Annotated in this window: 14 protein-coding genes; 3 read left to right on the top strand and 11 right to left on the bottom strand. The window is 67.1% G+C overall.

Translation table 11 applies throughout. The features are described from left to right. Positions 1–67: 67 nt before the first annotated feature. From KW830_RS13515 to KW830_RS13505, 3 genes are all read right to left on the bottom strand, one after another. A complete protein-coding gene (locus KW830_RS13515) occupies positions 68–1,174 on the bottom strand; it encodes a zinc ribbon domain-containing protein (protein WP_255578359.1) in 1,107 nt (368 codons plus the stop codon). Positions 1,175–1,242: 68 nt separating this feature from the next. Next, complete coding sequence (locus tag KW830_RS13510; protein ID WP_218333423.1) at positions 1,243–2,058, bottom strand: DUF2145 domain-containing protein; 816 nt, start codon at positions 2,056–2,058, stop codon at positions 1,243–1,245. A 31-nt stretch (positions 2,059–2,089) separates the two neighbouring features. Next, positions 2,090–2,503, bottom strand: a complete 414-nt coding sequence (locus KW830_RS13505) for a hypothetical protein (RefSeq protein WP_218333498.1) — start codon at positions 2,501–2,503, stop codon at positions 2,090–2,092. A 325-nt stretch (positions 2,504–2,828) separates the two neighbouring features. On the opposite strand from KW830_RS13505, the gene KW830_RS13500 reads away from it, so the two are divergent. Next, a complete protein-coding gene (locus KW830_RS13500) occupies positions 2,829–3,596 on the top strand; it encodes a DUF3047 domain-containing protein (protein WP_370626135.1) in 768 nt (255 codons plus the stop codon). A gap of 20 nt (positions 3,597–3,616) precedes the next feature. Here KW830_RS13500 and KW830_RS13495 read toward each other — a convergent pair whose 3' ends face one another. After that, positions 3,617–5,560 carry an MFS transporter gene (locus KW830_RS13495; RefSeq protein WP_218333422.1) on the bottom strand — a complete coding sequence of 648 codons (1,944 nt, stop codon included), beginning with the start codon at positions 5,558–5,560 and terminating at the stop codon, positions 3,617–3,619. A 207-nt stretch (positions 5,561–5,767) separates the two neighbouring features. Here KW830_RS13495 and KW830_RS13490 point away from each other — a divergent pair, with 207 nt between their 5' ends. Further along, on the top strand, positions 5,768–6,499 hold the full coding sequence (locus KW830_RS13490) for a helix-turn-helix transcriptional regulator (protein WP_066541659.1): 732 nt from the start codon (positions 5,768–5,770) through the stop codon (positions 6,497–6,499). 146 nt (positions 6,500–6,645) lie between these two features. After that, on the top strand, positions 6,646–6,957 hold the full coding sequence (locus tag KW830_RS21360; protein WP_255578357.1) for a hypothetical protein: 312 nt from the start codon (positions 6,646–6,648) through the stop codon (positions 6,955–6,957). Between the two features lie 73 nt (positions 6,958–7,030). Here the strand turns inward: KW830_RS21360 and KW830_RS13480 are convergent, their stop codons facing one another. From KW830_RS13480 to KW830_RS13450, 7 genes are all read right to left on the bottom strand, one after another. Beyond that, positions 7,031–8,266, bottom strand: coding sequence for an FIST N-terminal domain-containing protein (locus tag KW830_RS13480; RefSeq protein ID WP_218333421.1), 1,236 nt, complete (start codon positions 8,264–8,266; stop codon positions 7,031–7,033). Positions 8,267–8,283: 17 nt separating this feature from the next. Further along, positions 8,284–9,222 carry a PhaM family polyhydroxyalkanoate granule multifunctional regulatory protein gene (locus tag KW830_RS13475; protein ID WP_218333420.1) on the bottom strand — a complete coding sequence of 313 codons (939 nt, stop codon included), beginning with the start codon at positions 9,220–9,222 and terminating at the stop codon, positions 8,284–8,286. 150 nt (positions 9,223–9,372) lie between these two features. Then, complete coding sequence (locus tag KW830_RS13470) at positions 9,373–10,974, bottom strand: methyl-accepting chemotaxis protein (RefSeq protein WP_218333419.1); 1,602 nt, start codon at positions 10,972–10,974, stop codon at positions 9,373–9,375. Positions 10,975–11,038: 64 nt separating this feature from the next. Continuing rightward, positions 11,039–11,758, bottom strand: coding sequence for an ABC transporter ATP-binding protein (locus KW830_RS13465; RefSeq protein ID WP_218333418.1), 720 nt, complete (start codon positions 11,756–11,758; stop codon positions 11,039–11,041). Continuing rightward, a complete protein-coding gene (locus tag KW830_RS13460) occupies positions 11,755–12,552 on the bottom strand; it encodes an ABC transporter ATP-binding protein (RefSeq protein WP_218333417.1) in 798 nt (265 codons plus the stop codon). The genes KW830_RS13465 and KW830_RS13460 overlap by 4 nt, the downstream gene beginning before the upstream one ends. After that, positions 12,549–13,436, bottom strand: a complete 888-nt coding sequence (locus KW830_RS13455) for a branched-chain amino acid ABC transporter permease (RefSeq protein ID WP_066541645.1) — start codon at positions 13,434–13,436, stop codon at positions 12,549–12,551. Before KW830_RS13455 ends, KW830_RS13460 begins: the two co-directional genes overlap by 4 nt. Next, positions 13,429–14,322 carry a branched-chain amino acid ABC transporter permease gene (locus tag KW830_RS13450; RefSeq protein WP_066541643.1) on the bottom strand — a complete coding sequence of 298 codons (894 nt, stop codon included), beginning with the start codon at positions 14,320–14,322 and terminating at the stop codon, positions 13,429–13,431. The genes KW830_RS13455 and KW830_RS13450 overlap by 8 nt, the downstream gene beginning before the upstream one ends. Between the last annotated feature and the right edge of the window lie 66 nt (positions 14,323–14,388).

Below are 14,388 nucleotides of genomic sequence, written 5' to 3'. Positions count from 1 at the left end.
ACACGCGCCATGCCGCAGCCGCGTCCGGGCAACCGGACCGGCGGGCCGCCAACCAGGTGGTCGGTGATCAGGTGCTGGACGGCGGCGCGCTGTGGCCCGGCCCTGCCATCCCGGGTGGTACGCCCAGCGCCGAAGGCGTTTCCTTCGCCGGCGTGCCACAGGCATGGCAGTAGCGGCTGAAAGCGCTCTTGCGGGTGTTGCAGTGGCCGCAGTGGTCAAACAGGCCGATGCCGCAGTGGGGGCAGAAGTCGATCTCGGTGTTCTTCAGGTCCACCGGCCGCTCGCAGCCCGGGCACACGCTTTTGGCCAGCCGGCCCAGCGCCACGTCATAGCCCAGCTCCACGCGGCGCTGCACTTCGGGCAGTGCCTCCTGGAGCTTCTGCTTTTCCAGGTAGCGGTTCAACGCCAGGATGGCATAGCGCCCCAGCAGCACCGTGACCACAATGCCCACGATGTAGCGCACATAGCCGCCGTAGTCGGGCAGGTAGGGCACCAGCTCCACAAAGAAGGCAAACAGCGCAAAGAAGATGAAGCCCCAGACAAAGGGCCACCAGGTGCTCTTGCGTTGCCTGGCGAACAACCAGCCGGCCGCCACCAGCAAGGGCAAGGTGATGGCCAGGCGGTACAGGAACACGCGCAGCTCCACCTCCCGCTGCCGGGCCAGCCAGTCCGGATAGGCGGCATCGCGCAGCTCCCGCCATTCGTTGTCTGCGGCGGACACGTTCTGCGAAGCTGCCAGGCTGGTCTGCTCCACCTGCTCCAGCAACTGGCGGGCCTGGTTTTCCGCCTGCTTGATCTTGTCGAGCGCCTGGGTACGGGCAATCAGCTCGCTGTCCTGCTCTGGGCGCTCGGTCGCGCGTCGCGTGGCCACCCAGTTGTCGAAGGATTCGCGGGCCGACTGATAGCGGGCCTTCTCGGCGTCGTATTTCAGCCGCGCCGTGTCGCGCGCCTTGTCCGCCTGGCGCTCCACCGCCTGGGCCTGACGCAACGCGGCCCGCACCCGCTCGGCATCGGCCGCGGGAATGAAGTCTTCCACCTCCTGCACACGCTCCGCCTGCGGCAGATTGCCCACCACCAGCCCGCCCAGGCCGATCAGAAACGAGGCAAACACCACCGCCACCAGCCACAGGCCGCGGCGGAACCATTTCTCGGGCAACCGCAAAGACTTGCTCATGGAAACTCCTGATTCAATAGCTGCTTGTGCGCGCTGCAGCGGCGCGAAACACCAGTTTAATCACCACTCTACTGCACCACACGCGGCGCACCTGCCAGCTGGGCACGCTGCAGCCACTGGGTGACGGAATCCACCGTCACGGTCTGGATGCGGCTGGTGAAGCGCTGGTCGTTCGGGTGGTCGTCAAAAGCGATGTTCGCCGCCGACATGCGCCCGCCCAGGCGCGTCCAGGAGCGGATGGTCAACGTACTGGGTTCGTAGCCCTTGAACTTCAGCCAGGCCTGGGCCTGGCTGCGCTGCTGCACGGTGGCCGGCTCCATCGCGGCGGCCAGGCTTTCGATGGCCCATTGGTTGGACTGCTGGTACTTCTGCCCCCAGGCGTAGCTGACCATGCTGTAGGGCTGGTGCTGCATGCGCAGCACGGTCTGCGGTGCGGTCAGGTAGCTCCACAGCGCCTGCTGGACGGCCGGGGTGGGCACCTGCACGGCGGCCACATAGCGCCACAGATCGTCCAGAAAGAACTCGCCCAGTCCCTGGCGGTAGACCCAGCCATCGGCAGTGCCGCAGATATTGAGCTTGTGCGCCACCCGCCACGGCCCTTCCGGCGTGCGGTAGGCCCAGCCGAAGTGGGAGTACTGCAGCTGGTAGCTGGACAGGTCCTGGCCCGCCCGGGCCAGCAGCAGCACCTTGCTGCCGTTCTTCTGGTACTCCGCTTCCAGCACCTGCGCCGTGCGCTGCGCCAGGTTCAGGCCCTGCGTCAGGGTCTCCACGTTCAGCGGCTTGGCGTCGCAGTTGCGGCCGGCATGGGCGTTGCCCGCCAGGGTGGCCAGCGCCAGGCACAGCAGGCTGGTCAGGCGGGGAAGGGAACAGTGCAGTGGATGCATGGCAGAAACTCCGGCTCGGTCGATGGCTGGCTTACAGACGCTCGTTGTGCAGCAGCGCCTTGCCCACCGCGTTGGGGATGAAGGCCAGCACCTTGCCGGCGGCCGACAACACCACGCCCGCACCAATGGCGCTGCTCTGGATCACCGTGCCCACGCCCACCGAGGCAGCCCCCACCGCATTGCCCGACACCTCCAGCACCGCCGAGGCGCCGGTGGCCACGTTCTTGACCACGTAGACCACGCCATGGGCCGATGCCTCCACCCCTTCCACCAGCAGCGAGGCACCGACGCCGGACACCAGCAGCGGCGCAGCCAGCACGTATTCGGACGCGCCGCCTTGGGACGCCACGGCCACCATCGACGCCAGCGGCAGGGCCGACAGCACCAGCGAGGTATCGCTTTGGGCATGGGCGGCACCCGCGCCACCCCACAGTGCGCCGGCCATGCCCAGTGCACACAGGCTGTGGCGCAGGCTGCGGCCCCAGGCGGCAGTGATACGGCGGGTGAAAGCGGTAGGGATGTGCACGAAAGTCTCCTTGAAAGTGATCTGCATGCAACGGCTGCTGCAGTGCGGCGAATCATCGCCAGACCGCGCCTGCGGCACGCCATATTTGTGCCACCAGCACACGGCACGCTTCTTTGGGTACTTTATGGCGATACTTTCAGCAACGATTCTGCGGCACAGCGCCGCTTCGGAATACCTAAAATCCGCTTTTGCATCGCTTAAGCTGTCTGCCATGTCTCCGTCAGGCCCCTGCATTTCCTTGTCTGTGCGACTGCGCTGGCTGCATCGCAGCCGGCGCATGCCGTCCTGGGCGCCGATGGTACTGGCACTGGGCCTGGGGATGGCCGCCCACAGCCGGGCGCAGACCGCACCACCGGTGGTGCCCGCGTTCTCGGCCATGGCCGCCGGCGCGGTGCCGGCACCCTGGCATTTCGCCAGCCTGCCGCGCAAGAAGCCCACGGATTTCAGCGTGGCGCCGCTGGACGGCCAGCAGGTGCTGCGGGTGCGCACCCAGGATGCCTATGGCAATTTGGTGCTGGCGATCAGCAGCCCGGGCAGCTCCGCCCGCCAGCTGCACTGGCGCTGGCGCGTCGACCAGCCGGTGCAGGGCGCAGACCTGCGCCAGCGCGCCGGGGACGATGCGGCACTCAAGCTGTGCGTGTCTTTTGATTTCGATGCGCGGCAGCTCAGCTGGAGCGAGCGCACCAAGCTGCACCTGGGCCAGATCGCCACTGGCGAACCCATTCCAACCGAGACCCTGTGCTACGTCTGGGATGGGACATCGCCCGCGGGCAGCGTGCTGCACAGCCCTTTCACCCACCGTTTGCGCTACTTGGTGCTGCATGGCAGCAATGCCCCGCTGGGACGCTGGCAGGAAGAAAAGCGGGACCTGGCGGCCGATTACGCCCGCGCCTTCGGGGACGAATCACCCCAGGGCATGCCGGCGCTGACGGCGATCACCGTCTCCGCCGACGCCGACAACACCCACGGCGAAGGACTGGCCTACCTGGGTGACATCCATTTGCTGCCGTAAGCAGCCGCGCCGCCCCGGCCTCAGCGCGCCAGCAGCGCTGCCACCCGGGTGCGCAGGCCTTCGGGCGTGACCTGCGCGGCCGGCACGGCGTCACCCACTTCCAAGCCCACCGCATTGAACAGCCCCCGGCGCAGCGGCTGCACCATGGCCACGTTCCTGCCGCCACGCACCTCGATGCGGCTGAAGTAGGAGCCCCACAGATTGGTCAGCGCCATGGGCACCACGGACACCTCCAGGCCATCGGCCCGGGCCTGTTCCAGGATTTTCAGGATGCCGGGCTTGAAGGGCTGCAGCTGGCCATCGGCAGTGATGGAGCCTTCCGGGAAGATGGCCAGCAGATCGCCTTCGCGCAGCACCTGGGCCGCGCGGGCGAACGCGGCCTCGTAGGTGGCAGCATCCTCCTTTTGCGGTGCAATCGGAATGGTCTTGGCCAGCTTGAACAGCCAGCCCAGCACCGGCGTCTGGAAGATGCGGTGGTCCATCACAAAGTGGATGGGGCGCGGGCTGGCCGCCATCATCAAAATGGCATCGACAAAGCTCACGTGGTTGCACACCAGCACCGCCGCGCCGTGGGCCGGAATATGGTCCGCGCCGCGCACCCGGAAGCGGTAGACAAAGTGCGTGATGACCCAGGCCACAAAGCGCAGCAGGTACTCCGGCACCAGCAGGAACACGTAGAACGCCACCAGCGCGTTCGCAATGCCGGTGAGCAGGAACACCTGGGGAATGCTGGCCCCGGCTGCCAGCAAGGCCCCGGCCAGCACGCTGGAGGCAATCATGAACAGCGCGTTGAGGATGTTGTTGGCCGCGATGATGCGGGCGCGGTGCGTGGGCTGGCTGCGCATCTGGATCAGCGCGTACATGGGCACGCTGTAGATGCCGGCCGACAGCGCCAGCATGCCCAGATCCCACATCACGCGCCAGTGCACGCTCTGCGCAAAGAAGGTGCCCACGCCCATCAGGTCGGACGGCGGCAGTGCGTGTGCGGCAAAGTACAGATCGATGGCGAACACGCTCATGCCGATGGCGCCCAGCGGCACCAGGCCGATTTCCACCTGGCGGCGGCTGAACACCTCGCACAGCAGCGCGCCGACGCCGATGCCGATGGAGAAGATCACCAGCAGCAGCGAAGCCACATGTTCGTCACCGTGCAGCACTTCCTTGGCAAAACTGGGGAACTGGGCCAGAAACACGGCGCCGAAGAACCACATCCAGCTGATGCCCAGCAGCGAACGGAACACCACCGGCTGTTGGCGTGCCAGCTGCAGATTGCGCCAGGTTTCGGTGAACGGGTTCCAGTTGATGACCAGGCCCGGATCGGTGGCCGGCGCATGCGGAATGAACTGGGCGCACAGCCGCCCGACCAGCGCCAGGGCCACGCAGACCACCGCCACCTGGGTGTGGCCCACCTCCGGCACGGCCACCAGCAGGCCGCCGGCCACATTGCCCAGCAGGATGGCGACAAACGTGCCCATTTCCACCATGCCATTGCCGCCGGTCAGCTCGCGGTCGTTCAGCACCTGGGGCAGGTAGGCGAACTTGACGGGGCCGAACAGCGTGGAGTGCAGGCCCATCAGAAACACGCAGCCCAGCAGCACCGGCACATTGGCCGTGATGAAGCCCCAGGCGGCGATGGCCATGATGGCGATCTCCAGGTTCTTCACCAAGCGGAACATGCGCGTCTTGTCCCACTTGTCGGTCAGCTGGCCCGAGGTCGCCGAAAACAGCAGGAACGGCAGGATGAACAGCGCCCCGATCACCAGCCCCGCCATGGCGGGCGGCAACCAGCCCACGCTGAGCTGGTAGGTCACCATCACCGTGAAGGCGAACTTGAACAGGTTGTCGTTGGCCGCACCACAGAACTGCGTCCAGAAGAAGGGGGCAAAGCGCCGCTGACCCAGCAAGGCAAACTGGTTGGGATGGGGTTCCGATGGCGCGTGGTGGTCATGGTCCGGCTGTTGCATCTCACCCTCTTTGGCACCTGTTCACAGGTCCGGTTGGTACATGGATTCACGTTCATGGGGCCCTGACGGGCCCCTCTGCGCTGCATTATTTACGATAAAAATCATGGTGCTGCAGCCACGCCAGTGTCAGCGCCACGCAGTCGCAGGGCGCCGCATTTCGGCCGCGGCACCGGACCGTCACACCGGCGGTATCCATAATCGATACCAATGAGCACCACCATCGACCTAATCCACGCGCTGAAGAAAGAGCTGAAGGCCGCGCACATGACCTATGCCGACCTGGCGCGCCACCTCGACATGGCCGAATCCAGCGTCAAGCGCATGCTCTCCAAGGGCGATATGCCCCTGTCCCGCATCGATGCCATCTGCCGCGCGCTGGGGGTCGACTTTGCCGACCTGGCGCGGCGCGTGGCCGACAGTCAGCCGCTGCTGCAGGAGATGACGCCCGAGCAGGAAACCGCCGTGGTGGCCGACCGCAAGCTGCTGCTGATGGCCATCTGCGTGCTCAGCCAGTGGACGCTGGAGCAGATCACCGCCACCTACCGCATGACGGAAGCCGAAGGCATACGCTACCTGGCCCAGCTGGACCGCATCGGCATCATTGAGCTGCGCCCCGGCAACCGCTACCGCCTGCGCCTGGCCAAGACCTTCCGCTGGCGGGCACGCGGACCGGTGATGGAGTATTTCCGCGAGCATGCGGTGCTGGACTACTTTGGCGGCAGCTTCGACCAGCCGGGGGAGACCATGCTCATGGTGCATGGCAACATCTCGCGCGCGCTGGCACCCAGCTTTGTGGACCGCATCCAGCGCCTGGCGCACGATTTTTCTCAACAGCATCTGCAGGACCAGCGCCTGCTGCCCGAACAGCGCGAGGGCTACACCCTGGTGCTGGGCATGCGCAGCTGGGAGTTCACGGCCTTCACGGCCCTGCGCCGCTGAAGGGGCCTCTGCAAGGCGGACACGTAACCGCACTGTCCGTGCATTTGCCTACGCAGCTTCACACAGCTTTGCACAGCAGCGATCCCCGCTTGACGCAGCCCCCCGATGCTGGAGGCACTGCAAACCACGCGCAAGAGGAGCCGCTCATGTCCCACACCCCTGCCCTGACCACCCGCCTGCTGCTGGGCGCCGCCCTGGCGCTGACGGCGGCACTCGCCTCGGCCCAGCCGGTGTACCGCGCAGCCCCTGGCGCCCCGCTGGCCGTGGAAGTGCGCCATGACGGCCGCCACATGCACCGTCCGCCCCCTCCGCCGCCCCGTTATGAACGCCATCGCCCCCGTGTCGGCCATGCCTGGGTGGGCGGCCACTGGCGCTGGCAAGGGCACCGTTATGTCTGGATTCCCGGCCACTGGGTCAAGGCCCCGCGCCACCACCGCCCGTACTACGGCCACCGCTGACATCCCGCACTGATATCCCACCCTGACAGCACAACGCCCCGTGAAGGGGCGTTGCGTCGTGGGGGGAAGCTGCTTACACCAGCGGCTGGGTGAACACCGTCAGCTGGCCGCTCATGCCGTGGACTTCCCGGCCGGAGATTTCCCCGGCGGTCACAAATCCCACCAGCGGGATCGGCCCCAGCGCATGGCGGATCAGTTGCAGCTCGGCATCGGCTTCGTTGGTGGCCGCCGTGCCTCCGCGCAGGTGGCTGCGCACATAGATGGCGCCGCGCACCATGCGCGCCGGCGCGGGCACGCCGGCCTGGGGCCAGGGGATGTCCGGCGCCAGCTCTTCCTGGATTTCGGCACAGGCGCGGCGCAGCTCGGACCAGGCCGCCGCACTGCTGCGTTCGCAGAACGCCACATGCATGCCCTTGTCCACCGTCTCGTCCAGCACGATGCCGCGGCGCAGCGGGTCCAGGCCCACGATCGGGCGCACGCGCGAACGCACATCGATGCTGCTGCCATGCGGCGTGTAGGTGTCCAGCGACAGCGCCAGCAGCGTGTTGCGCACGCGGCTGATGGCGGCCTGGGCATCCACCTCCAGCTGCACATCCAGGGTCTGCATCAGCACGTCCAGCGCCGGGCGGCCGTTCAGCCCCAGGATCACATGGTCGCGCGCCTCGGTGATCTCCATCGGCGGGGCAATGGGCTTGCAGCCCTGCACCACGCGCGAAAGGGTGTGCACCTGGTCGGAAAATGCCACGCCCGACAGCCCGCCGGACAGCAGACCGGTGTCATGGGCCACCGGCAGCTTGCGGCTCCAGGCCAGCTGGATGCCGCAGCGCCGGTCGGAACCGAAGCCCCCCATCATCTCGCCACTGGCGGTGTGCGAAGCCAGCTCCAGCAGCAGCTCTTCCAGCTCGGGCATGCGCCCGTCGCCGTGCACCAGCACGCTGTGCACCTCGAAACCTTCCACCTCGACCCGGGCAATCGGCTGCAGGCCGGAGAACTGGCGGAAGTCCGCCGTGCCCAGCAGCGGCAGCATCACGGCCAGGGCCCCCTGCTCGCCGGCGTAGCGCATGTCGCCGCCCAGAATGGCCGGGGCCGCCATGCCGCTCCAGTGGCTGACTTCGGGCAGTTCCTTGGCGACGGCGGCCAGGATGTCCGCCGCATGCGTGGCATAGGGTGTGGTCAGATACATCAGGCCCAGTGCGGGCCAGGCTTGGCCCGATTGCATGGCCATTTGCGCCCGCAGTTGTGCCACCACCTGGGACAGCGCTTGCTGCCATTGGGCGTGGCTGGCATGGGCACAGGGAAAAAACGCCATGGAGTCCGTCCCTGTCCTTAGCGGCTGCGCTTGCGCGCGGGAGCGGCAGGCTTGGCCGCGGGTTGGGGCGCCGCGGTACGTGCCGCTTTGGGTGCTGCCTTTTTAGGTGCTGCCTTTTTGGCCGCAGGCGCTTTCTTGGCTGCGGGCGCCTTCTTCGCGGCAGCGCTGCGCGCGGTGGCCGGCGGTGCGCCAGCACTGCGGCTGGCCGCCGGCTTGGCCGCCTTCGCCGTGGTCTGGGCGGCGGCGCTGGAAGCGGCCTTCACCCCTTCGCTGGCCTGGCGCACCATGCTGCTGGCTGCATTCATGGCCGCCTTGGTGAAATCCGTGGCCATGTGGGTGGCCTGGGCCATGGCCTGCTGCTGCGCCGGGTCCTGCAGCGCGGTGGCGGCGATCTGCTGGAACTGCTGCGACAGCGCGCCCCACCACAGCATGGGGTCCCCCAGACCGGCAGACCCGGCGCCGGGAGGTGGCGCAGATGCATCGGCCTGCGCTGCGCCGGGCTGCGCCGCGGCATGGGCGTCGGAGGCAGCAGCCGTGTTCTGTGGGTCTGCCTCCGGGGCTTCGCTTTTGGCCGCCTTGGCCGCCGACGACGACATGGGCCAGTCGGCATTGCCGCTGGGCTGCGCCGTGGCGGTCTTGTCCGCCGCCTTGCCGGTGAAGGTCTTGGCCAGATCGGCCATGCTGACGTTCATGCCCTGCAGGGTGCTGAGTGTCATCTTCTGCACTTCCAGCGCCTGCACCGTCGCCGCCAGCGCGCGGCTGTTCTGCTCCAGCCAGAACTGCACAGCCTTGAGCTCTTCAATGCGCTTGCTGATTTCCTCGATGCTGACCGTGGGCGCCACCCAGTGCGACAGCGGTGGCATGCCGGCCGAAGATTGCCCGGTCTTGCTCAGGTTTTGCAGAAAGTCGAAACCGGGGATGAATTTGCCGAAACCGAAGGGAGTGTGGTCGCTCATGGCCGTCCTCAGAAATGCTGGTCGTGGAGCACGGAGCGCCGCCGCGCGGCACACCGTTTTGTCCGGTACAGCTTACTCCAGCTCCCAGCACTCGGATAGCAACTGCCGCGCAGCGTTGCACAGGACCCACCGCCGCACGCCCAACGGTGCTCAGGCCAGCAGCAAAGTCCGCTCGGCGGCAGGCAGGGCCCGGGTGGCGGGGACGGCCACACCGTCCAGCCGGAAGACCCGCACCGTGTCCACCAGCGCGCTGGCCTGCTGCTGCAGCGCCAGGGCGGCGGCAGACGCCTGCTCCACCAGCGCGGCGTTCTTCTGGGTGGTGTCGTCCATCTGTGCAATCGCCTGGTGCAGCTGTCCCAGGCCAGCGCTCTGCGCTTGGCTGGACTGGGCAATGTCCTGGACCAGGGCCGCCATGTGTTGCACGCGGCCTTCCACCGTGGCCATGGTGCCGCCCGCCTGCGCCACCCGGGCCCGGCCCTGCTCCACCTCGTGGACGGAGTGCTGGATCAGTCCCTTGATTTCCTTGGCGGCCACGGCGCTGCGCTGGGCCAGCTCCCGCACCTCCGCCGCCACCACGGCAAAGCCCCGGCCCTGCGCGCCGGCGCGCGCAGCCTCCACCGCCGCATTGAGCGCCAGCAGATTGGTCTGGAAGGCAATGCCGTCGATCACCGCGGTGATGTCCACGATGCGCTGCGAGGCCCCCTGGATATGGCCCATGGCCTGGGCCACGGCGTCCACCTCGCTGCGCCCCTGCTTGGCGATCTGGGTGGCCGACGCAGCCAGCGCGCTGGCCTGCTGGGCATGTTCGGCATTGCGCTGCACGGCTTCGTTCAGATCGTGCATGGAGGCCGTGGTCTGCTGCAAGGCGGCCGCCTGGCATTCGGTGCGCTGCGACAGATCCCGGTTGCCGCTGCTGATTTCCTGGGACGCCAGGGCCATGGCATCGGTCCCCTGCCGCACCTCGCCCACGATGTGGCGCAGCCGCAGGTTCATTTGCTGCAGGGCCTGCAGCAGCTGTCCGGTCTCATGGCGCGCCGGGCTGGTGGGAATGTCCTGGCTCAGATCACCGGCCGCCACATGCTGGGCCGCCTGCACGGCCTGGGCCAAGGGCCGCACAATGGCACGCACCAGGGTCACGCCCGCCACGCCGGCCACCAGCAGGCCCAGGCACATGGCCGCCACCGACAGCCAGAACACCTGCTGGTAGTGCTGCTGCGTGGCACGGTAGAGGGCTTCGCCCCGCTGGCGCTGCAGCGCCATCAGCGCATCGAGCGCCGTCCGTGCCGGCGGGTAGCGCGGGGCCAGGGACTGGGTGTACAGCTCGGTCGCCCCCGGCAGATTCATGCTGCGCAGCGCGGCCACCGCCGGGCGCACCCCCTGCTGCAGAAATTCCTGCTGCGCTGCGGCAAACTGCTGGGCCAGTTCCTGCTCCTGCCCATCGCGCAGGGCCAAGGCAAACGCCTCCCAGGTGGAGGCGCTGTCCTGGAGTTGCGCCTCCAGTGCATCCATGTCGCTGTCGATCTGGATCGGATCGGCAATGGCCGAGACCACCCCGAACTTGCCCATGTCCAGTGATTTGGTCACCTGGGCCAGCTGCTGCATGGGCTGCAGCTGCTGCTCCACCAGCGACTGCAGGGCCAGGTTGCTGTCACGCAGGCTGTACAGGCCCAGGGCCCCGAGCACGGCCAGCAGCAGCGCCAGAAAGCCCATGGCGGCGGCCAGGCGGGACCGGAGAGAGAGGTGTTGGAACATGCATGTCACCCATCGAAAAGATAGACACCCCGCCCTCCGGACGGGCCACGGTCACACCGCCGGATCAGGCGGCGCGGCCTCCCAGGTACAGCTCGCGCACCTGCGGGTCGCTCATCAGCGAGTTGGCGGCCCCGGTCAGTGCCACCGTGCCCATGGACAGCACATAGGCCCGATCGGACATGCGCAAGGCCTCCATGGCGTTCTGCTCCACCATCAGAATGGTCACGCCTTCCTTGTCGCGCACCTGCACGATGGCCTTGAACACTTCCTGCAGCATCTTCGGAGAGAGGCCGGCCGAGGGCTCATCCAGCAGCAGCAGGCGGGGCCGCGGCATCAGCGCACGCGCCAGCGCCAGGATCTGCCGCTCACCGCCCGACATCGAGGACGCCGGTGCGTTGAACTTGCGCTCCAGCACCGGGTACAGCGTGCACAGCTCCTGCATGCGCTGCTTGCAGTCGGCGTCCGACATGAAATGCCCGCCCACCTGCATGTTTTCGCGGATGGTCAGCGAACTGAACACGTTCTCCGTCTGCGGCACAAAGCCCAGACCCTGCTTCTGGATCTTCTGGTGCACCGGCACCTGGGACACATCCTTGCTCTCCAGCACGATGGAGCCCGAGCGCGGACGCAGAAAGCCGGCGATGGATTTCAGCAGCGTGGACTTGCCGCAGCCGTTGGGCCCCAGCAGCGTGACGATTTCGCCGCGCTGCACCTGCAGCGTCATGCCCTTGAGGATATCCACTTCGGCGGTGTAGCCCGCCACCACATTGTCGATCTCGATCATGCGCCCTCCACTTCCGCACGGGGTTCGGTCTTGGGCGTATGGCCGCCACCCAGATAGGCCTGCAGCACGCGCTCGTTGGACGACAGCTCGTCCGGGCGACAGCTGGCCACGATATGGCCACGGTCCAGCACGATGCAGCGGGTGCAGACTTCGCGGATGAAGTGCATGTCGTGCTCCACGATCACCACCGTCATGCCTTTGTGGTTCAGGCGGCGCAGCACCTGCACGATGTCGTTGCGCAAATTAGGGTGCACCCCTGCCGTGGGCTCGTCCAGCATCAGCAGACGCGGGTCGCCCATCAGAGCGCAGACAATGCCCAGCAGCTTTTTCTGCCCGCCGGACAGGCCCGACGCCGGCAGATCCTTGACATGGCTGAGCAGCAGCTCGTCGAGCAGCGCCGCCGCCTTGTCGCGTGCGGCCTTTTCGGCCGCCCGGGCACCCACGGTGTTCAGCAGCGTCTCCCAGAACCCATGGTGCTGGGTGGCCGCGGCCATGGCCACCTCCATCACCGACATCTTGGTGGGCATGGAAGGCAGCTGGAAGGTGCGGCCCAGGCCCGACTCGACGATGCGGTAGGCCGACAGCGCATCGATGCGCCGGCCCTCCAGCGTGATGCTGCCGCGGTCGATGCGCTCGAAGCCCGTCACGGTGTTCAGCAAGGTGCTCTTGCCCGAACCATTGGGGCCCAGCAGGCCGACGATTTCACCGGCAGCGATGTCGAAGCTGACATCCTCCAGCACCTTGTTGCCGCCAAAGGCCTTGGCCAGCGATTGAACTTGTAGCAGGGAACTCATGCGATCTTTCGCACCTTCTCAGGCACCAGGCCCTGGCTGCGCCACATCAGGCTGGCCAGCAAGATAAAACCAATCAGACCCAGACGCAGCGCGCCCGAGATGTCGGAGCTGAAGCCGAAGTAGTCCTTGGCGAACGGCACCAGCGCATACGCGCCCTGCACCACCACCACACCCACCAGCACCCCGGCGGTGTTGCCCAGACCGCCGATCATCAGCATGGTCCACAGCCAGAACGTTTCCGATGCCAGCATGTAGTCGGGACCGACAAAGCTCATGTAGTGCGCATACAGCGAGCCGGCCAGGGCCGTCAGCGCGGCACCGGACATGATGGCGCGCGACTTGAGCGAACGCAGGTCATAGCCCATGCAAGCCGCCAGCTGCGGTTCTTCCCGCATCAGGCGCAGTGCGCGGCCGAAGCGGCCGTTGCCGACACGGCGGCAGGCCAGCGCAAACACCAGCACCGCCAGCAGCACCAGTGCCAGGAAGGCGATGGCGTTCCAGGGACGGCCCAGGCCGTCGAACAGCGAGGGGATGGCGCTGATGCCCTGCGCGCCCCCCGTCAGCCACACCTCGTTGGTGGCAGCGGTGCGCAGAATTTCCGCAATCGCCAGCGTGGCAATGCCCCAGTAGTCCGACGCCAGATTGCGCCCCAGGCGGGCAATGCACCAGCCCAGCGCCATGGCCACGCACACGCCGATGGCAGCTCCCGAGAAACCGCCCCAGCCCGACTGGATGGCGATGCCCGTGGCATAGGCACCAATGCCGGCGAAGGCGATGTGGCCGAAGTTCAGCAGCCCCGAATAGCCGGCCTGCAGGTTCAGGCCCAGCGCCATCAGCGCATAGATACCGGCCACCGTGACCGAAGAAATCAGAAAATCAAACACGACGCACCTCCCGGTCGAACAGGCCATAGGGCTTGAACAGCAGCGCCAGCAGCAGAATCAGGAACGAGGCTGCGCTGATGTAGGCCACCGGCATGAACAGCGGATCCCCGCCCACCAGGCCGCCAAAATCGATATTCGTCACCGCGGTTTCCGTCGCGGCAATCAGCAGTGCGCCGGCCACGGCCCCCAGGGGGTTGCCCAGCCCGCCCAGGATGGCGGCGGCAAACACCGGCAGCAGCAGGTCGTAGCCCAGGTTGATGTGGGCACCGGTGGACAGGGCCAGCATGCTGCCGCCCAGACCGGCAATCGCCCCGCTGGCAAACGCCACGCCGCGGGTGATGCCCTCGGCATTCAGGCCGGAGGCCGCGGCCAGTGCCGGGTTGCTGGCCAGTGCCCGCATGGCGCGTCCGGTGCGGGTGAAGAACAGCAGCATCGCAAACAGCAGCAGCAACACCACGGTGGTACCGACAAAGTACAGCTGCGTGGCGGTCACGCGGGCCTCACCGATCAGGATGGGCTCCGTCAGCGGCAGGTTGAACATGCGCGGAAACGAGCCCGCAAAACCCTGCATGAACGCCACCACCAGCATGGCCACGGCCAGCGAGCCGATCATGGCAATCGCGGGTCCGGCGCGCAGCAGGCGGCGGAACACCAGCAGGTGCAGTCCCAGGGTCAGGGCCCCGGTCACGGCACAGGAAATGGCAATCGCCAGCACCAGGGGTACGCCGCTGGCATGCATGGCATAGGTTACGTACGCACCGAACATGGCGTACTGCACATGGGCGATGTTGGGAAATTTGACAAGCCCGTACACCATGCTCAGGCCCAGGGCGATCAGCGCCAGGTCCGAAGCACGCAGCAGCGTGTCCACCAGAAATTGAAGCATCTTGAGAATCCAGAGAGAAACAGTCCGCCAGCTCCGACGCATCGGAGCCGGCAGAGGGTTCAGACC

Source organism: Comamonas sp. CMM03 (genome assembly GCF_019218715.1).
GTDB lineage: Bacteria > Pseudomonadota > Gammaproteobacteria > Burkholderiales > Burkholderiaceae_C > Comamonas > Comamonas terrigena.
This window is presented reverse-complemented; position numbering and strand designations above follow the sequence as displayed.